General features: G+C 64.1%; 19 protein-coding genes. 10 read left to right on the forward strand and 9 right to left on the reverse strand.

Features of this window, described 5'->3' with window-relative positions; translation table 11 throughout:
• The first annotated feature begins 26 nt into the window (after positions 1 to 26).
• From AC066Y_RS30265 to AC066Y_RS30275, 3 genes are all read left to right on the forward strand, one after another.
• On the forward strand, positions 27 to 971 hold the full coding sequence (locus tag AC066Y_RS30265) for an ABC transporter substrate-binding protein (RefSeq protein WP_478277056.1): 945 nt from the start codon (positions 27 to 29) through the stop codon (positions 969 to 971).
• Between the two features lie 79 nt (positions 972 to 1050).
• Positions 1051 to 1824 carry an ABC transporter permease gene (locus tag AC066Y_RS30270; protein ID WP_478277057.1) on the forward strand — a complete coding sequence of 258 codons (774 nt, stop codon included), beginning with the start codon at positions 1051 to 1053 and terminating at the stop codon, positions 1822 to 1824.
• On the forward strand, positions 1821 to 2606 hold the full coding sequence (locus tag AC066Y_RS30275) for an ABC transporter ATP-binding protein (RefSeq protein ID WP_478277058.1): 786 nt from the start codon (positions 1821 to 1823) through the stop codon (positions 2604 to 2606). The genes AC066Y_RS30270 and AC066Y_RS30275 overlap by 4 nt, the downstream gene beginning before the upstream one ends.
• Before the next feature lie 111 nt (positions 2607 to 2717).
• Here the strand turns inward: AC066Y_RS30275 and AC066Y_RS30280 are convergent, their stop codons facing one another.
• From AC066Y_RS30280 to urtA, 7 genes are all read right to left on the reverse strand, one after another.
• Positions 2718 to 3065: an FmdB family zinc ribbon protein gene (locus AC066Y_RS30280; RefSeq protein ID WP_478277059.1), complete on the reverse strand. Its 348-nt coding sequence runs from the start codon at positions 3063 to 3065 to the stop codon at positions 2718 to 2720.
• A 101-nt stretch (positions 3066 to 3166) separates the two neighbouring features.
• Positions 3167 to 4396, reverse strand: a complete 1230-nt coding sequence (gene fmdA / locus AC066Y_RS30285) for a formamidase (RefSeq protein ID WP_092125366.1) — start codon at positions 4394 to 4396, stop codon at positions 3167 to 3169.
• Positions 4397 to 4421: 25 nt separating this feature from the next.
• Complete coding sequence (gene urtE, locus AC066Y_RS30290) at positions 4422 to 5111, reverse strand: urea ABC transporter ATP-binding subunit UrtE (protein WP_050400072.1); 690 nt, start codon at positions 5109 to 5111, stop codon at positions 4422 to 4424.
• Between the two features lie 207 nt (positions 5112 to 5318).
• Positions 5319 to 6074, reverse strand: coding sequence for an urea ABC transporter ATP-binding protein UrtD (gene urtD / locus AC066Y_RS30295; protein ID WP_478277060.1), 756 nt, complete (start codon positions 6072 to 6074; stop codon positions 5319 to 5321).
• Positions 6075 to 6086: 12 nt separating this feature from the next.
• On the reverse strand, positions 6087 to 7223 hold the full coding sequence (gene urtC, locus AC066Y_RS30300) for an urea ABC transporter permease subunit UrtC (protein ID WP_478277061.1): 1137 nt from the start codon (positions 7221 to 7223) through the stop codon (positions 6087 to 6089).
• 17 nt (positions 7224 to 7240) lie between these two features.
• Positions 7241 to 8167, reverse strand: a complete 927-nt coding sequence (gene urtB / locus AC066Y_RS30305; protein ID WP_092125363.1) for an urea ABC transporter permease subunit UrtB — start codon at positions 8165 to 8167, stop codon at positions 7241 to 7243.
• A 171-nt stretch (positions 8168 to 8338) separates the two neighbouring features.
• Positions 8339 to 9601 (reverse strand): urea ABC transporter substrate-binding protein, encoded by a 1263-nt coding sequence (urtA, locus tag AC066Y_RS30310; RefSeq protein ID WP_028331438.1) that lies wholly within the window; start codon positions 9599 to 9601, stop codon positions 8339 to 8341.
• Positions 9602 to 9768: 167 nt separating this feature from the next.
• Between urtA and AC066Y_RS30315 the strand changes: the two genes are divergently transcribed.
• From AC066Y_RS30315 to AC066Y_RS30330, 4 genes are all read left to right on the forward strand, one after another.
• On the forward strand, positions 9769 to 13137 hold the full coding sequence (locus AC066Y_RS30315; RefSeq protein ID WP_478277062.1) for a hybrid sensor histidine kinase/response regulator: 3369 nt from the start codon (positions 9769 to 9771) through the stop codon (positions 13135 to 13137).
• Positions 13127 to 14053 (forward strand): response regulator transcription factor, encoded by a 927-nt coding sequence (locus AC066Y_RS30320; protein WP_176532321.1) that lies wholly within the window; start codon positions 13127 to 13129, stop codon positions 14051 to 14053. Before AC066Y_RS30315 ends, AC066Y_RS30320 begins: the two co-directional genes overlap by 11 nt.
• A 96-nt stretch (positions 14054 to 14149) precedes the next feature.
• On the forward strand, positions 14150 to 15028 hold the full coding sequence (locus AC066Y_RS30325; RefSeq protein WP_478277063.1) for a LysR family transcriptional regulator: 879 nt from the start codon (positions 14150 to 14152) through the stop codon (positions 15026 to 15028).
• Positions 15029 to 15194: 166 nt separating this feature from the next.
• Entirely contained in the window at positions 15195 to 15869 is a 675-nt protein-coding gene (locus AC066Y_RS30330) for a peroxiredoxin-like family protein (protein WP_478277064.1), read from the forward strand.
• Positions 15870 to 15923: 54 nt separating this feature from the next.
• Here AC066Y_RS30330 and AC066Y_RS30335 read toward each other — a convergent pair whose 3' ends face one another.
• The gene (locus AC066Y_RS30335; protein ID WP_478277065.1) at positions 15924 to 16910 is read right to left on the reverse strand and encodes an AraC family transcriptional regulator; all 987 of its coding nucleotides are present in this window, start codon (positions 16908 to 16910) and stop codon (positions 15924 to 15926) included.
• Between the two features lie 130 nt (positions 16911 to 17040).
• Between AC066Y_RS30335 and AC066Y_RS30340 the strand changes: the two genes are divergently transcribed.
• The 3 genes from AC066Y_RS30340 to AC066Y_RS30350 all read left to right on the forward strand — a co-directional run bounded on the left by AC066Y_RS30340 (position 17041) and on the right by AC066Y_RS30350 (position 18666).
• Entirely contained in the window at positions 17041 to 17577 is a 537-nt protein-coding gene (locus AC066Y_RS30340) for a carboxymuconolactone decarboxylase family protein (protein ID WP_478277066.1), read from the forward strand.
• Positions 17578 to 17613: 36 nt separating this feature from the next.
• Positions 17614 to 18120, forward strand: a complete 507-nt coding sequence (locus AC066Y_RS30345; protein ID WP_478277067.1) for a YkgB family protein — start codon at positions 17614 to 17616, stop codon at positions 18118 to 18120.
• 351 nt (positions 18121 to 18471) lie between these two features.
• A complete protein-coding gene (locus AC066Y_RS30350; protein ID WP_456723956.1) occupies positions 18472 to 18666 on the forward strand; it encodes a hypothetical protein in 195 nt (64 codons plus the stop codon).
• A gap of 37 nt (positions 18667 to 18703) precedes the next feature.
• Here AC066Y_RS30350 and cobF read toward each other — a convergent pair whose 3' ends face one another.
• Positions 18704 to 19453, reverse strand: a complete 750-nt coding sequence (gene cobF, locus AC066Y_RS30355) for a precorrin-6A synthase (deacetylating) (RefSeq protein ID WP_478277068.1) — start codon at positions 19451 to 19453, stop codon at positions 18704 to 18706.

Genomic DNA, 19453 nt, shown 5'->3' on the forward strand with positions numbered 1-19453 from the left:
ATCCATCGTCCAAGAGGTCGACAATCATGCGTTCCTTCAAGCTATTGCCCGCAATCGCAGCCTTGCTCGCGTCCACCGCCGCGTTCGCGGATGACGCCAAGGTCGGCGTCGGCATCTCCGGGTGGACCGGCTTCGCGCCGCTGACGCTCGCCAGAGAGGCCGGCATCTTCAAGAAGAACGGCCTCGACGTGACCTTGAAGAAGATTCCGCAGAAGGACCGCCATCTCGCGATCGCTTCGGGCGACATCCAGTGCGCGGCGACGACGGTCGAGACCTGGATCTCCTGGAACGCCAACGGCGTCGCGACCAAGCAGATCTTCCAGCTCGACAAGAGCTATGGCGCCGACGGCATGGCCGTGCGCAACGGCGTCGCCGCGATCAAGGACCTCAAGGGCAAGACCGTCGCGGCATCGGCGCCGGGCACCTCGCCCTACTTCGCGCTGGCCTGGATGCTGAAGAAGAACGGCCTCTCGGTGAAGGACGTCACCGTGGTCAATCTGGAGCCCGCCGCCGCGGCGCAGGCTTTCGTCTCCGGCCAAAACGACGCCGCGATGACCTACGAGCCTTACCTGTCGACGGTGCGCGCCGCCCCCGACAAGGGCAAGATCATCGCGACCACGCTCGACTATCCGATCGTGATGGATACGTTCGGCTGCACACCGAAATTCCTGACCGACAATCCGAAGGCGGCCCAGGCGCTGGCCGACAGCTATTTCGAGGCGCTCGACATGATCGCCAAGGATCAGGCCAAGGCCTATGAGATCATGGGCGCGGACGTGAAGCAGTCCGGCGAGCAGTTCGGCAACTCGGCAAAGTACCTGCGCTGGCAGGACAAGGCCGCCAATCAGAAGTTCTTCGCCGGCGACTTCCTCAGCTTCAACAAGGATGCCGCGGAACTCCTGCTCGAGGTCGGCATCATCAAGGCCGCGCCGAAGGTTGAAGACATCTACGACGCCAGCTTCATCAAGTAACGCAGCCATCATTTCGGCCGGTCCCGCCCCGCGACAAGCCGGGCGGGACTGGCGCATGAGATACGCCCGGACAAATTTGATGCGTCCCCTCGAACCCACAACATCGACGCAGCGCGTGGTCTACGGCCTCGCCTTCTTCGTGCTGTTCGTCGCCCTCTGGTCCTGGGCGACGTTCGGCGGCCATGTGTCGAAGACATTCCTCGCCAACCCGCTCACCATGGTGCAGGAAGGCTATGAGCTGCTCGCCAAGCAAGGCTTCCTGTTCGACATCGGCATGACGATCTGGCGCGTCATCGGCGGCTTTGCCCTTGCCGCCGTCATCGCGGTGCCGCTCGGCGTGCTGATGGGGGCCTACAAGCCGGTCGAGGCCTTTCTCGAACCATTCGTATCCTTTGCCCGCTATCTGCCTGCATCGGCCTTCATCCCGCTGCTGATCCTGTGGGCGGGCATCGGCGAGCTGCAAAAGCTGCTCGTGATCTTCATCGGCGCGGTGTTTCAGATCATCCTGATGGTGGCCGTGACCGTCGGCGCCACACGGCGCGACCTGGTCGAAGCCGCCTACACGCTCGGCGCCGGCGACAGCGGCGTCATCCGCCGCGTGCTGCTGCCCTCCGCGGCGCCCGAGATCGCCGAGATCCTCAGGCTGGTGCTCGGCTGGGCCTGGACCTACGTCATCGTGGCCGAACTGATCGGCTCATCGTCCGGCATCGGGCACATGATCACCGACAGCCAGGCGCTGCTCAACACCGGCCAGATCATCTTCGGCATCATCGTCATCGGGCTGATCGGCCTGGTCTCCGATTTCCTGTTCAAGGCGTTCAACGCCTGGCTGTTCCCATGGAAGCTCGCATGACCCTGCTTCGGATCGACCAGGTCTCGCGAACCTTCCCGGCGCGCGCCGGCAACGCACCGACCAGGGCATTGGAGCCGACAACGCTTGACGTCGGCGACAATGACTTCGTCACCATCCTCGGCCCCTCCGGCTGCGGAAAGTCCACCCTGCTCCGGATCATCGCCGGGCTCGACCGGCCGACCAGCGGCCGCGTCACGCTCGATGGCCGCGAGGTCACCGGCCCCGGTGCCGATCGCGGCATGGTGTTTCAGTCCTACACGCTGTTTCCGTGGCTGACCGTGCGCGAGAACATCGCCTTCGGCCTGCGCGAGCGCGGCGCGTCGCGGGCCGACCGCCACGAGATCGCCGATGCGTTCATCCGCCGGGTCGGGCTATCGGGCTTCGAGAACCACTGGCCAAAGCAGCTGTCGGGCGGCATGCAGCAGCGCACCGCGATCGCCCGGGCGCTGGCCAACGATCCGAAGATCCTGCTGCTCGACGAACCGTTCGGCGCGCTCGACAACCAGACGCGTGCGCTGATGCAGGAGATGCTGCTCGGAATCTGGGAGCGCGACCAGAAGACGGTGCTGTTCGTCACCCACGACATCGAGGAAGCGATCTTCCTCGGCAGCCGCGTCATCGTGATGAGCGCGCGTCCCGGCCGCATCAAGGCCGAGATCATGGTCGACCTGCCGCATCCCCGCTCCTACAAGATCAAGACCACGTCCGAATTCGTCGCACTGAAGGAGCGGCTGGTCGAGGAGATTCGCACCGAGGCCCTGAAGGTCGCCGAACAGGCCTGACGATCAGCTAAAGCACGATGAGATCGTGTTGAATCATCACGCTTTAGCATCTTGTTTGAGCATGATCCTCTCGGAAAACCGCTTCGCACTTTTCCGGATCATGCCCAGCCGTCAGTGGCTGATCATCCAGGGACGCGCGGTCGGAAAGCCCTTGGCGCCGCCCTTCGTCTTGGTCATCAACCGTGCCGGCTTCTTCTTGCCCGTGGAGCAGCAGCCGCAGCCCGGGCCGTGCGCGGCCTTGTACTGATCGAGCGTCTTCGGCGCGTGCCGGCTCTGCTCGTTGGTGGCGTGCGCCTTGCGCTTCTCCGAGGGCATGCAGAAGAACGCCGGCGCGGTGAGGATCACGCGCGGCGACGTCGTCTCGCATTGCGGGCAATCCTGCGGCAGGTCGCATTCCGCCATCGGCCGCATGTCGGTGAACGGACCGCAATCGTTGCAGAGATATTCGTAGATCGGCATTTCCTTAATCCTTGCGCAGTCGTGTGTGATGTCTGGCGGCGGATGCGGGGCGGCCGATACGCCGCCGTCCCGCACCCTTCGCGCAGGGATCACTTAAAGGATCACTTGTCGGGCGAGATCGGCATCTGTACGTCGCCCTTGATGTGCTTGATCGGTCCCGCCGACGACGGCATGACGTCGAAGTCGAAGATTTCCGTCGGCAACCACAGCGTGGCGCAGGCGTTGGGCACGTCGACCACGCCAGAGATGTGGCCCTGACACGGCGCGGTGCCGAGGATCGAATAGGCCTGCGCGCCGGAGTAGCCGAACTTCTTCAGATATTCGATCGCGTTGAGGCAGGCCTGGCGATAGGCGATGTGGACGTCGAGGTAGTGCTGCTTGCCGGCCTCGTCGACCGAGATGCCCTCGAAGATCAGATAGTCCTTGTAGTTCGGCGTGATCGGCGACGGCTTGAACACGGGGTTCTTGATGCCGTACTTCGAGACGCCGTCCTTGATGATGTCGACCTTGATGTGCAGCCAGCCGGCCATCTCGATCGCGCCGCAGAAGGTGATCTCGCCGTCGCCCTGGCTGAAATGCAAATCGCCCATCGAGAGCCCGCCGCCCGGCACGTAGACCGGGAAGTAGATCTTCGAGCCGCGCGAGAGATCCTTGATGTCGCAATTGCCGCCATGCTCGCGCGGCGGCACGGTGCGGGCGCCCTCGAGACCGATCTTGGCCTTGACGTCACCCTTGGCCTGGCCGGCATGCGCGGTCGGCGCGAACGGCGGATTGGCGAGACCCGGCACACGGGTCGGATTGGTCGCGATCAGCTCGGCTTCGCGCGCATTCCACGCCGCCAGCATCTTGGCATCGGGCAGACAGCCGATCAGGCCGGGATGGATCAGGCCGGCGAAGTTCACGCCCGGGATGTGACGCGACGAGGTGTAGAGGCCCTTGATGTCCCAGATCGACTTCTGTGCCAGCGGGAAATGGTCGGTGAGGAAGCCGCCGCCGTTCTGCTTGGAGAAGAAGCCGTTGAAGCCCCACAGGCTCTCCTTCAAGGGGCCGACGTCGAGCAGGTCGACCACGAGGAGATCGCCGGGCTCGGCGCCCTTGACGCCGATCGGGCCGGACAGGAAGTGCACGATCGACAGATCGATGTCGCGCACGTCATCGGCGGAATCGTTGTTCTTGATGAAGCCGCCGGTCCAGTCGACGGTCTCGATGATGAAGTCGTCGCCTGGGCTGACCCACTCGACGATCGGAACCTCCGGGTGCCAGCGGTTGTGAATCTTGTCGTTTTCATAGGCCGACTTGCTGAGATCGACCTTGATCAGTGTATCAGGCATCGAGATGCTCCCCTTGGGCTACTGGTTAGACGGACAAGTATTTGGAGATCTGCGCGGCATCGACGCTGGCGCGCGGATCGTCGCGGACGATCTCGCCGTTCTCGATGACGAGCACACGGTCGGCGATGTCGAGCGCGAAGCTGAGCACCTGCTCGGAGACGACGATCGACAACCCCCGTTCATCGCGGATCCGTTTCAAGGTGCGCGCCATGTCCTTGATGATCGACGGCTGGATGCCTTCGGTCGGCTCGTCGAGCAGCAGCACCTTCGGTTTGGTCGCCAGCGCGCGGGCGATCGCGAGCTGTTGCTGCTGCCCACCCGAGAGATTGCCGCCGCGGCGGCCCTTCATCTCGAGCAGCACCGGAAACAGCTCATAGATGTCGCCGGGCACCTCGGAGCCGCCTGACACCACGAGCCCGGTCTCGATATTCTCCTTCACCGTCATGGTGGAGAAGATCATGCGACCCTGCGGCACGTAGGCGAGCCCCTTCGCCACCCGCTCGTAGCTCTTCATCGCGCCGAGCTCGGTGCCGTCCATGGTCACCTTGCCGCTCTTGGCCGGCAGGATGCCCATCAGCGACTTCATCAGCGTGGTCTTGCCCATGCCGTTGCGGCCCATGATCGCGACGATCTCGTTCGGCGCGACTGAGACGTTGAGGCCGTGCAGCACCTCGCTCTGGCCGTAGGCGACGTGAAGATCATTGATTGCCAGCATGTGAGTCCTCTATTGCCGGATCGTCTTCTTCACCTCTCCCCAACGGGGAGAGGTCGAATTGCGCAGCAATTCGGGTGAGGGGGTTCGGTCCCACGAGAGAGCGGAACCCCTCACCCGGATCGCATCTCGCGATGCGATCCGACCTCTCCCACAAGGGGAGAGGTGAACCGACTGCGCGGCTGCCGCTCGTGGCGCTTCGATCATCGATCAGTGCCCCAAATAGACTTCGATCACCTTGGGATCGTTCTTGACGTGGTCCATCGTCCCCTCGGACAGGATCTGGCCCTGGTGCAGCACCGTGACCTTGTGCGCGATGTCCTCGACGAACTTCATGTCGTGCTCGATCACCAGCACCGAGCGATCCTTGATGATGCGGTTGAGCAGCTCGGCGGTCTTGGCGCGCTCCGAGACGCTCATGCCGGCGACTGGCTCGTCGAGCATCAGGAGGTCCGGGTCCTGGATCAGCAGCATGCCGATCTCGAGCCACTGCTTCTGGCCGTGGCTGAGCTGATCGGCATAGGTGTTGAGGCGGTCCCTCAGGAAGATCATCTCGGCGACCTCCTCGACCCGCTGCTTGACCGCATCATCGCGCTGGAAAGTCAGCGAGCCGAACACGGTGCGGCCGCGCGGGTAGGAGATTTCAAGGTTCTCGAACACGGTGAGGTCCTCGAACACCGACGGCGTCTGGAACTTGCGGCCGACACCGGCCTGCACGATCTCGTTCTCGCGCAGCCGGGTCAGCTCCTGGCCGCGGAACTGGATCGAGCCTGACGTGGCCCTTGTCTTGCCGCAGATCAGGTCGAGCACGGTGGTCTTGCCGGCGCCGTTCGGGCCGATGATGACGCGGATCTCGTTCTCCTCGACATAGAAGGAGAGATCATTCACCGCCTTGAAGCCGTCAAAGGACACGGTGAGTCCGGAGACCGCGAGCAGGAAATCCTTGGGCTGATGGCCGACGAGCATGATGGTTCCTCCTCACTCGGCCGGTGCGCCGTCGGCGATCAAGCCGGCCGCCGATTTCGATTTGCGCGATGCGAACAGGCGATCGATGCGGGGCTGGATATGGTCTGCCCAGATGCCCGAGAGTCCGTTCGGGAAGGCCAGCACCACCGCGATGAACAGCGCGCCGAGGCCGAACAGCCAGAGCTGCGGGAAGGATTCCGAAAGGCTGGTCTTGGCGAAATTGACCAGCAACGCGCCCCAGACCGCGCCGAAGATCGACATCCGACCGCCGACCGCGGTGTAGATCACCATCTCGATCGACGGCACGATGCCGACGAAGGACGGCGACATGAAGCCGACCTCGAGTGTGAACATGGCGCCGCCGATCGCAGCGAACACCGCCGCGGCACAGAACGCGAAGATCTTGAAGTTGGCGACGCTGTAACCGGAGAAGCGCACGCGATCCTCCTGCTCCCTCATCGCCACCAGGATGCGCCCGAGTTTTGTCAGGCGGATGAATTGCGCGGCAACGATGCATCCGAACAGCAACACAACCTCGACAAAATACAGAATGAACTTGGCGTGATCGGTGCGGATATCCCAGCCGTGCAGCGTGCGCAGATCCGTGATGCCGTTGATGCCGCCGGTGTAGCCCTGCTGCCCCACGATCAGAATGGTGAGGATCGCGGCGATCGCTTGCGTGATGATCGCAAAGTACACGCCGCCGACCCGGCGCTTGAACATCGCGGCGCCGATGATCAGCGCGAAGAAGGCGGGCACCAGCAAGATCGCCAGCAGCGTGACCGGAAAGCTGTGGAACGGCTTCCAGAACAGCGGAAGCTGCGTGATCTGGTTCCAGTCCATGAAGTCGGGAATACCGGGCGTCGACTGGATCTTGGTGTTCGCGACCGAGGACGCCTCGAGCTTGAGGTACATCGCCATGCAGTAGCCGCCGAGGCCGAAGAACACGCCTTGCCCCAGGCTCAGGATGCCGCCATAGCCCCAGCACAGCACGAGGCCGATGCCGACGAACGCGTAGGTCAGGTATTTGGCGACCAGGTTGAGGCGGAAGATATCCAGCGACAGCGGCAGGATGAGAAGCAACAGCACCGCGAGCGCAAGGAAGCCGAGCAGTTCGGAGCGATTGAAAAAGCGCGAGTTGATGACCATGACCTGCCTGCTTGTTCTTATTTGCGGACCTTGAGCGCGAAGAGCCCCTGCGGACGCACCATCAGGATCGCGACGATGGTCAAGAGCGTGATCACCTTGGCCATCGATCCCGACAGGAAGAATTCCAGCGTCGACTGGGTCTGCGAGATCGAGAAGGCGGAGGCGATGGTGCCGAACAGCGAGGCCGCGCCGCCGAACACGACGACCAGGAAGGTGTCGACGATGTAGAGCTGGCCGGCGGTCGGCCCGGTCGAGCCGATCATGGTGAAGGCCGAGCCTGCAATCCCGGCGATGCCGCAACCGAGGCCAAAGGTGTAGCGATCGACCTTCTCGGTATTGATGCCGACGGCGCCTGCCATTACGCGGTTCTGCACCACGGCCCGCACCTGCTTGCCCCAGCTCGACCAGAACAGCACATAGGCGACCGCGATCGTGATCAGCATGGTCAGCGCCATCACGAACATGCCGTTGATCGGGATCTGGATCGAATCGGTCGCCTGCCAGGAGCCCATCATCCATTCCGGCAGCTCGACGCCGACCTCGCGCGCTCCGAAGATCGAGCGATAGGCCTGCTGCAGGATCAGGCTGAGCCCCCAGGTCGCCAGCAGCGTGTCGAGCGGACGCTTGTAGAGATGGCGGATCAGCGCCCATTCGACCAGCATGCCGAGCGCGCCGGAGGCGATGAACGCCAGGATCATCGCGATGAAGAAGTAGCCGGGGAAGAGCCAGGGCGCGACGTGCTGCACGGCGTTCGACGTCATCCAGGTGACGTAGGCGCCGAGGATCATGAACTCGCCATGGGCCATGTTGATGACGCCCATCTGGCCGAAGATGATGGCAAGCCCCAGCGCCATCAGCACATAGACGGAGAACAGGATGAGCCCGGCAAATCCCTGCATTGCAAGGATGGCGCCGAGATCACTGATCGAATAGTCGCCGAACATCTGGTCCTCCGTCATTCCAAGGGGCACGCGCCACCGGTCAAGCGACGCTCGTTCCGTGGCGAGGACGATGACGTCCACGCCGCGATGCGTTGTGGAGCTTCGTGGCCCGGATCAGCGGGTGCGATACCCGGGACGGCCCCGCATATCGCTCCGCTCATGCGGGCTACTGGCTCACTGGTAGCCCTTGGGGAACGGATCCGGCTCGACGAGATCGGCGGTCTCGTAGATCAGCTCATACTGGCCATCGGCCTTGGCGCGTCCGACGCGGGTCTTCGACCACAGATGATGGTTCTCGTGGATCCGGACATAGCCTTCCGGCGCGCCCTTGAACTCGACGCCGGGCGACGCCGCCGCGATCTTGTCGATGTCGAAGCTCTGCGCCTTCTCCACCGTCAACTTCCACAGCCACGGGCCGAGATAGGCTGCCTGCGTCACGTCGCCGATCACGGTCTTCTCGCCCCACATCTTCTTGAACGCGGGCACGAAGGCCTTGTTGTTCGGATTGTCGAGCGACTGGAAGTACTTCATGCAGGCATAGGCGCCGGCGATGTTCTCGCCGCCGATGCCGTCGATCTCGTCCTCGGTCACCGAGATGGTCAGCAGCGTCTGCTTCGACAGGTCGATGCCGGCCGCCTTGAGCTGCTTGTAGAACGCGACGTTGGAGCCGCCGACGATGATCGCGTAGATCACGTCGGGCTTGGTCAGCTTGATCTTGTTGATGACCGAATTGAACTGGGTCGAGCCGAGCGGGAAGTATTCCTCACCGACCACCTTGCAACCCTGCAGATGGTTCTCGATGTGCTTGCGCGCGATCTTGTTCGAGGTGCGCGGCCAGATGTAGTCCGAGCCGAGCAGATAGAAGCTCTTGGCGCCCTTGGTCTTGTTGACCCAGTCGAGGCCGGCGATGATCTGCTGCGTCGCCTCCTGGCCGGTGTAGATGACGTTCTTGGACTGCTCGAGGCCTTCATAGAAGGTCGGATAGTACAGCATGCCGTTGTATTGCTCGAACACCGGCAGCACCGCCTTGCGCGAGGCCGAGGTCCAGCAGCCCATCACGGCCGCGCATTTGTCGTTGACCAGGAGCTTCTTGGCCTTTTCCGCGAAGGTCGGCCAGTCGCTCGCACCGTCTTCCTGGATGAACTTGATCTTGCGGCCGAGCACGCCGCCGGCGGCGTTGATCTGCTCGATCGCCAGCTTCTCGGCCTCGACCGATCCAGTCTCGGAGATCGCCATGGTGCCGGTCACCGAATGCAGGATGCCAACCGTGACTTCGCTATCGGTGACTGCAAGACCCGTGGTGTTGACCGCGGAGGTTGCAGGAACGTCGGCAAAAGCGGGACGGCCCAGCATCGAAACAGCCGGCAAAGCCGCCATTCCCATCAAGAGCTTGCGGCGGAGCGGAGACTTCAGGCCTGGTTTGGTTTCGTCTGACATGAGCACCCCATTGGTTCGAGAACGCTTATTGATCAGGCGAGGATTGCTCACTTTTGTGCAGCGCACTGATACGTGAGATCGCGTATACTGCACCGCAAAATAGCGACGTAGGTTTTTGGTACGGGATTTGCCCGCGATCAGAGCATCGTGGACCAGGAGTAGAGCGAGTGGCAGGGCGGCAGCGGATTGACCGCGTCAGGCGCCAATATAATCAATGGGTCGCCAACCAGACGCTGGAAGACTACGCGCTGCGCTTCACCGCCAAGAGCGCGCGGCGCTGGTCCGCCGCCCGCGTTGCCAACACCGCGTTAGGGGCGATCTCCTTCCTCGCGCTGGAGGCGATCGGCGGCACCATCACGCTGAATTACGGCGCGATGAACGCCTCCGCCGCGATCCTGGTCGTCAGCGTCATCATCTTCCTCTGCGGGCTGCCGATCGCCTACCATGCCGCGAAAAGCGGCATCGATATCGACCTGCTGACCCGCGGCGCCGGCTTCGGCTATATCGGCTCGACCATCACCTCGCTGATCTACGCCTCCTTCACCTTCATCTTCTTCGCGATCGAGGCCGTGATCCTGGCCAGCGCGCTGGACATGTGCTTCGGCATCCCGCGGCCGATCGGCTACCTGATCAGCGCGGTCGTGATCATTCCGCTGGTCGTCTACGGCATCACGCTGATCAGCCGCTTTCAGCTTTGGACCCAGCCGCTGTGGGTGGTCCTCCACATCATGCCGTTCGCGGCGATCGCCTGGGCCAATCCGCATTCCTTCACCGAGTGGCGCAAGTTCGCCGGCGAGCACGGCGATCCCGCGGGCAACCTCGATCTCCTGCTGTTCGGCACGGCGGCCTCCGTCGTGTTTGCGCTGGTGGCGCAGATCGGCGAGCAGGTCGACTTCCTGCGCTTCCTGCCGCGCGACCGCCGCACCTCGCGAAAGGCCTGGTGGATCGCGTTGCTGAGCGCCGGTCCAGGCTGGATCGTGCTCGGCGCGCTCAAGCTGCTGGCCGGCTCGTTCCTCGCTTTCTTCGCGCTCAGCCACGGCGTGTCGACCGAGCACGCGGCCGAGCCGGCGAACATGTACCTTGAAGCCTTCCGTTACGTGCTGTCGCAGCCGGATCTCGCGATGGCGCTGACCGGGACGTTCGTGATCCTGTCGCAGGTCAAGATCAACGTCACCAACGCCTACGCCGGCTCGATCGCCTGGTCGAACTTCTTCTCCCGCCTCACCCATTCGCATCCCGGCCGCGTGGTGTGGCTCGTCTTTAACGTCGTGGTCGCGTTGCTGTTGATGGAAATCGGCGTCTACAAGGCGCTGGAGCAGACGCTGGCGCTCTACTCCAACGTCGCGATCGCCTGGGTCGGCGCGCTGGTGGCCGATCTCGTCATCAATAAACCGCTCGGCTTGCGGCCGCAGCATATCGAGTTCAAGCGCGCCCATCTCTGCGACATCAATCCGGTCGGCGTCGGCGCCATGACGATCGCGACCGTGGTCTCGATCAGCGCGTTCTACGGCCTGTTCGGCCCGACCGCGAAAGCGCTGTCGGCCTTCGTCGCGCTTGCGGTCGCCTTCATCGCGGCTCCCCTCATTGCCTGGGCGACCGGCGGCAAGTACTACATCGCACGCAAGCCGAAGCGGAGCTGGCAGAACATTGAATCGATCCAGTGCTGCATCTGCGAGCATGCTTTCGAGCCCGAGGACATGGCCGCCTGCCCGGCCTATGCCGGCCCGATCTGCTCATTGTGCTGCTCGCTCGACGCGCGCTGTCACGACCTCTGCAAGCCGCATGGACGGATCGGCGCACAAGTCTCGGACGCCCTGGGCAAGGTGATGCCGCAGCCGATCTACGCCCGCATTAATTCGCAGCTCGGCCATTACCTCGGCGTGTTCGCGGTCTCTGCCGGCCTGGTGGCGCTGGTGCTCGGCCTGATCTACCTGCAGACCACCGCAGCCGTGCATGCCAACGAGCTATTGGCCGACGTGCTGTGGAAGGTGTTCTTTGCGCTGACCCTGATCATCGGCGTCGTCGCCTGGCTGTTCGTGCTGGCGCAACAGAGCCGGCGCGCCGCGGAAGACGAAACCCGCCGGCAGACCACGCTGCTGATCCAGGAGATCGACGCCCACAAGCGCACCGACGCCGAGCTGCAGCGCGCCAAGGAAGTCGCCGAGGCCGCCAATCTCGCGAAGAGCCGATACGTCGTGGGTCTCAGTCACGAACTTCGCTCGCCGCTCAATGCGATCTCCGGCTATGCGCAGCTGCTGGAGCAGGACGACAGCCTCCCGGTGCGGCCACGCGGGCAAGTGCGCGTGGTCCGCCGCAGCGCCGACCATCTGTCGGGACTGATCGACGGCATTCTTGATATCTCCAAGATCGAGGCCGGCCGCCTCTATCTTTCGCGCGACGAGGTGCGGCTGAACGATTTCCTCGAGCAGCTGGTCGGCATGTTCCGTCTGCAGGCCGCGGCCAAGGGCATCGACTTCGTATTCAGGCGGCCGGCCGTGCTGCCGGTCGTGGTCTATGCCGACGAGAAGCGGCTGCGGCAAATCCTGATCAACCTGCTCTCGAATGCGATCAAGTTCACGCAGACCGGCAAAGTGCAATTCGTGGTGCATTATCGCAGCCCGGTCGCCGAGTTCGAGGTGATCGATACCGGGCCGGGCATTCAGCCCGACGATCTCGAACGGATCTTCGCGCCGTTCGAGCGCGGCGCGCTCGGCGTCACCCAGCCGCAGACCGGCACCGGGCTCGGCCTCACCATCAGCCGCCTGCTCGCGGGTGTGATGGGCGGCGACATCAAGGTCTTGAGCACGGTCGGCACCGGCAGCACCTTCCGCGTCAAGCTGCTGCTCTCCGAGGTCACCAATCCGCGCCGCGATGCGCCGGTCGACGCTCCGGTGTACGGTTATCACGGCCCGCGCAAGACGATCCTGATCACCGACGACGACCCGACCCACCGCGACCTCCTGCGCGAGATCCTGGCGCCGCTCGGCTTCATCCTGCTCAGTGCACCGGACGGGCCGGGCTGCCTTGCGCTCGCGCAGCATTGCCGGCCGGACATGTTCCTGCTCGATATCTCGATGGCGGGCATGGACGGCTGGACGGTCGCTGAAACCTTGCGCTCCGAAGGCCATCACCAGGCCCGCATCCTGATGATATCCGCGAGCGCATTGGAGGCCCATGGCGCGCCGCTGGCGCAACCGTTCCACGACGGTTACCTCATGAAGCCGATCGACATCCCGCGGCTGCTCGAGAGCATCCGCCAGCTGCTCAAGATCGAGTGGCAGTATGAGGCCGAGCAGATCCCGCCCCCGCAATGGAAGCCCGACACTGGTTCGCGCCCGCCGGTAAAGTATGTCGAAGAGCTGATCAGCCTCGGCCAGCTCGGCTATATCAGGGCGATCCAGCTCAAGCTCGACGAGATCGGCAACGAATGTCCCGAACATGCCGATTTCGTCGGCCAGATGCGCACGCTGATCGACCGCTTCGATCTTGATCAATATATGGCGACGTTGAAAACATTGCACAGCTATGACCATTGAACAGCGAAAGCGCGACGTTGCCCTTGTCGTCGACGACTCGCCCGAGACGTTGCGCCTGCTCACCGACGCGCTCGACGGCGCCGGCATGACCGTGATGGTCGCACTCGACGGCGCCTCCGCGATGCGCATCGTCGACCAGATCACCCCCGATATCGTGCTGCTCGATGCCGTGATGCCCGGCATGGATGGCTTTGAGACCTGCCGGCGGCTGAAGCGCGACGCCGGGCTCGACGGCGTGCCGATCATTTTCATGACGGGGCTGGCCGAAACCGAGCACATCGTGCGCGGGCTGGAGGCCGGCGGCGTCGACTATGTCACCAAGCCGATCGTGGTCGAGGAAATGCTGGCGCGCATCCGGGTGCATCTCGCCAACGCACGGATGACCCAGAGCGCCCGCGCCGCGCTGGACGTCTCCGGCCGCTATCTGCTCGCGGTCAACAGTTCAGGCGCGCTGCTATGGGCGACGCCGCAGGCACAGAGATTGCTGTCCGATACGCTTGCCGACGCCGCCGACAATTTCGTGCTGCCGGAGCCAATGCCGCAATGGCTTGAACAGGCGCAGAAGGGCAAAGCCGGAGCGAAGACCGCGACCGTGGCGCCATTCCCCGGCAGCGAGCAGCTTCGCCTGCAATTCATGGGCAAGCTCGGTCCCAACGAATTCCTGCTGCGGCTGGCCAAGGACACCAGCGGCGACATGCCGGCCGAGTTCTCCAGCGAGCTCGGCCTGACCACCCGCGAGGGCGAGGTGCTGTCCTGGCTCTCCAAGGGCAAGACCAACCGCGACATCGCGCAGATCCTGGGCTTAAGCCCGCGCACCGTCGACAAGCACCTCGAGCAGATCTACGCCAAGCTCGGCGTCGAGAACCGCACCGCCGCCGCCGCGATCGCGGTCAACGCCAGGCATCGCAAGTCGTAGCCTGCCAGCTTCGCTGCCAGCACGCGTCCGGAAATGGCCAATCGCCTCGGACCGTGACAGGATGGGCATGATCGCTCATTCCTGTGGAGAATAGCCATGGATCGTCTGGCGGCGATGGAGACGTTCGTGCGGGTGGTCGAGACCGGCTCGTTCTCTGGAGCGGCGCGACAGCTCCGGGTCGGTCAGCCGGCGGTCTCGAAATCAGTCGCGCAGCTCGAGGAATTTCTCGGGGTCAAGCTGCTCACGCGCTCGACCCATGGCCTCACCCCGACTGAAGCGGGGCTTGGCTATCTCGAGCGCGCCAGGCGCGCGCTTGAAGAGGCGGCCGAGGCGGAGATCGCGGCGCGCGGCGCCGGAGCCGGCCTCAAGGGCAGATTGCGGATCTGCGCCGCCGTCACCTTCGCCCGGATCCATGTCATTCCGATGCTGCCGAAGTTTCTCGCGCAGCACCCTGAGCTGGAGCTCGAGGTCGTGCTCGACGACCGCCAGATCGATCTCGTGCAGGAAGGCATCGACGTCGCGCTCCGGATGGGCAAGATGACGGATTCGACGCTGACCGCACGCCGGGTCGCACGATGCAAGCGCCTCGTGCTGGGCACGCCGGCCTATTTCGACCGCGCCGGCACGCCTGCCGCGCCGAGCGAACTGAGCCGGCACCAGGCCGTCGTTTATCTGCGCGAGGGCAGCGTGTGGTCCTTTCAGCGCGAGAGCACCGAACTGGCCGTCACGGTGCGGAGCCGGTTGCGGGTGACCGCGGCCGAAGGCGTCCGGGCTGCGGTGCTGGCCGATGCCGGGCTCGCGATCGCGTCGGAATGGATGTTCACTCCAGAGCTCAAGACGGGCGCTGTCCGTGCGGTGTTGCCGGAGTGGAGCCTTCCCGCGCTCGATCTCTGGGCCGTGCTTCCGACCGGGCGCGCCGCGACCGCCAAGGCCCGCGCATTCGTGAACTTCTTCGAGCGCAGCTTCAATGCATGACGCGTGATCCGCCGGTTGAAGCGGTTCGCGTCTATTCCAGCCAGGAATAAGCGCTAGTCCAGCGGCAGCGCTACCCTGCGAGGCCATCTGCTTTAGCTTCCTGCGTGTGAGTTCAACCGAACAGACGGCGCCGCCGTCCTTCACCCGGAAGCCCAAGGAGATCGCCATGTCGCTTCAAGCCAAGCTCGACGCTTTCAAAGCCGACTTCGAAGCCGGAAAGCCGCCCTACAGCGTTCCGCGCGCCTTCATCGAGACGATGCACCGTGCCACCGCAGAACTTGTCGCATCCGGTGCGGCCCAGCGCGCCAAGAAGGCGGGCGATGTCGCCCCTGCCTTCTCGCTGCGGGATCCCGACGGCAATATCGTCAACTCGGCCGACCTGTTGAAGCGCGGCCCGCTGGTGCTCAGCTTCTACCGCGGCGTCTGGTGCCCGTATTGCAACATGGAGCTGCAGGCGCTGGAAGCCGCCGAGCCGGAATTCGACAAATACGGCGCTTCGCTGGTCGCGATCTCGCCGCAGACCGCGCCGAACAGCCGGAAGTCGGTGCGCCAGAACAAGCTCTCCTTCCCGATCCTGTCCGACGTCAAGGGCCAGATCGGCGACGCCTTCGGACTGCGCTTCCATCTGCCCGACTATCTGGTCGAGCTCTACAAGCAGCTGAAGAACGATCTGCCGACCTTCAACGACGATCCGAGCTGGACGCTGCCGATGCCGGCCCGCTACGTCATCGGAAAGGACGGCGTGATCCTCTACTCGGAGGTGAACCCCGACTATACCCGCCGCCCGGAGCCCGAGGACATGATCGCAGTTCTCCAGCAGGCGGCCGCCGTGAAGGCATGACAGCGCGCAGTGCGGCCGGTGGCGATCGCCCATCGGCCGCTTGCCTGTCGTGGATCAAACTTGTGCTGATCCTGACGGATCACCCGGCGCGGCGACACCGATCGCGGCATCCGGCTCGGACGGTTGCGCCTTTCGCCACTGCGCCGGCGTCACGCCCATATGGCTCTTGAAGGCGCGCTGAAATGCGGCCTCGGACTGGTAGCCGACCATCTCCGCAACGGCACCGGTCGACAGCGACGATCTCTTCAACTCGTTCGCCGCAAGCGTCATCCTGATATCCGTGAGCAGATCGCTGGCCGATCGCCCGAGCTTCTCCTGGAACTGCCGTGCAAGCGTGGCCCGCGACATGTTGCAGAGACGCGCAAGCTCCGGCAGCGACCATGCGCGCGCAGGCTGGTTGAACATGGCCGCCACCGCCGGCGCAAGACGGGGATCGCCGACCAGTGCAAGCAGACCGTGTGACCTGTCATCGGTCTCGCTCGCTAGCCGCAGCACAAGCGCAAACATCGCCATGGACAGCGCGTCCAGCATGGCGCGGCCGCCCAGATGATCGTCGGCCGTTTCGCTGCGCATCAGGGACACGAGCCCAGCGAGCTGTGCGGCCGTTCCCTTTCCCGTCCGCGGGCCGGCATGCACGACAAGACGCGGCGGAAGATAGGTGCGCAGCAGACGGTCGTGCGGAGGCGCAATCGCAAAGTGTCCGCACAGCAAATCAAGCCGTTCGTCCGAACCCAGGTTTTCGCTGATCGTGAAATTCTGTGCCGCCCGGTTGCGCGCCGGCAGCGGTGTCGCCCCGCTGCCGTCATGCATCACGTGTCGCGGGTTGCCGGGCAGCAGGAGAATGTCGCCGGTCTTCAGCAGCAACGGCCGACCGCCTGCGGGATCGTCCAGGATCGCCGAGCCGGCAAGCACCGCATGATAGGGGATCTCGTTTGTCGCGCCCGGCCCCTGGTCGATGCGCCAGGGCACGCTGTAGCTGCAACGCAGGTCGAGCCGCCCGCGCACCGGCATCATCGCGAACAGCCGGCTGAGCCAATCCATGGCAGTCCCCCAAAGCGACCGGATTGAGACGATTGAGCATATATATGAGCCTAATCGACATTCAATGTCTCACATCTCGATCCTATTGTCACTCCGCAATCGTTCACCAACCCCAACAAGGAGTGCCACCATGTCCCGTCTCTCAGTCCCCAATCTCGAAACCGATACCGGCCCGTCGGGCCAGATCTACGCGCAGATCAAGAAGGCGGCCGGCAGCGTCCCGAACGCCTACGCGGCGATCGCCGCCCACGGCCCGGCCGCGCTCAAGTCGATGCTCGCCGCCGATGCGGTGCTCGCCAGCGGAAGCCTTTCCAAGCGCGATCGGGAGATCATCAAGCTCGTCATCAGCGCCGCCGGCGGCTGCGACTACTGTGTCGCCGCGCATTCCCATCTCGCCAGGCTCGCCGGCGTGAACGCGGACGTCCTCCAGCAGATCCGCGACGGCGCGCCCACCGGTGACGCCAAGCGTGATGCGCTGGTGCATTTCATCCGTAAGCTCGCGCAGTCGAGCGGCACCGTCAGCGACGCGGATTTCGCCGCGATCAAGGCCGCCGGCTACAGCGACGCGCAGCTGGTCGAGATCAGCCTGGCGTTCGCGACCATCGTCTTCACCAACGTCTTCAACCGCATCAACGACACCGACATCGACTTCCCCGCGGTCGCCTAGAGCGACCATGCGATGTCACACGAAGGGATCACGACCATGACCACGCTTCCCAACACCACACAGAATCCGCTTGTCCGCGCACTGTACAGGTCCCGCCTGCTCGCGGATGATCTCGACTACCATGTCGTCCGCGCCGCGATGGTGATCATGTTCCTGTTCTTCGGTTACCAGAAGTGGTTTCCGTACGAATTCGAACGGCTGGTCCCGTTCATCAGCAACGGGCCGCTGATCTGGTGGCTCTATCCAGCCTTCGGCCATGCCGGCGCCAGCTACTTCCTCGGCGCCTCGGAGTGGACGTTCGGCTCGCTGCTGCTGGCGGGATTCTGGGACAAGCGCCTCGGCGTGCTCGGCGCCCTCGGCTCGACCGGCACCTTCATCGCGACCGTCACCATCATCCCGTTCATGCCTGACGGTTGGGACGTTGCCGCAGGAGGCTTCCCTGCAATGACCGGCAACGTGCCCTTCCTGATGAAGGACGTCGTTCTGCTCGCCGTGTCGCTCTACCTGCTGAGGCAGGACGTGGTTCGCCTGGTCAGGCAATAGGTGGCGTCCGCTGATGGCGATGGATCGCCGGCGAACCTCGCGTTCGCCGGCGATCGCGCGTTGATCGGGGTCGGGGGACCGCGGGCGTCGCGACATCGCAGCCATTGTTGCGGTGCGGGCGAGGTCAGATCGTGCTTCGACGTCACGCCATAAGCTGTTGCTGAGTTTGCGGAATGCGTTGCAGTTGCCGGTCCGTTCCTGTGCGGGATCGGACTGGCGGTCCGGATGTTCGATCTCGATCGCATCGGCGTTGCCATGCAGGAATGATCGGTCGCTCTCCCGGCCATGACCATAGTTCTGCCGTGTGGTCTAGGTTACAAAATACCGCCGGTGTTGTTCTGAGGTGAGTTGATGAAGAAGGACGACGTCACGTGTCCGCGCTGCGGGGCTGGATTCCGGCGCCTTGAGCTGGCATCCGGATCGGGAAGCAAGGGCGAGTATCGCTGCCCCGTCTGCGACACAACCCTCGAGCAATTCGATGGCGACAAGCTCGTGGCCTACCGCCTGACGATCCAACCCTCAATTCGCGGGCTGAAGACCGGATAGCCGCCCTGCTGCATGGAATGCCGACGCAATCCCTCGATCACGATCGCCGCTTGAGGACGTAGCTGTCCATGATCCAGCCATGCCGCTCACGCGCATCCCGGCGCGCGGCGACGATGCGAGGGCCGACCTCCGCCAACTCCCCCGCGATGAGGATCTGATCGGGCATGCCGAGATAGGCGCCCCACCAGATCTTTAAGCCCTCCGGATCCAGCGTCTGGAAGGCGGCGCCGCCGTCGAGCATCACGACGATGGTGTCGACGCCGGCCGGCCAACCGGCCTCGCGGAGCCGCCTACCGGTCGTGACCAGGAACGGCTCGCCGATCTCGTTGAGCGGCAGCGCATGCGCCGCGCACAGCGCCTGGATCGACGTGATGCCCGGGATCACCTCAATCGACGGCAGCGGATCGAGCCGTTGCGCGATCCGCAGGCTCGAGTCGTAGAGCGAGGGATCGCCCCAGATCAGCAGGGCAATGCGCCCCTCGCGGCCGAGATGGCGCGCGATTTCCTGTGACCAGGTCGCGGCGACCGCATCGTGCCAATCGTCGACGCCCTTGCGATAGTCCGCCTCGCCGGCGTCACGCACCGGCAGGTCGAACTCGGCAATGCGCGTGCGGTCGTTGTTCAACGCCTCCGCGCAGATCGTTCGGCGCAAGTCGGCGAGGTCTGACTTCGCGGCCCCCTTGCGCGGGATCAGGACCAGGTCGGCGGCATTGATGGCGGCGATCGCAGCAAGCGTGAGCTGCTGCGGATCGCCACATCCGATACCGATCAGGGAAAGCGTCAACAT

This window comes from Bradyrhizobium sp. USDA3010 (assembly GCF_056429065.1).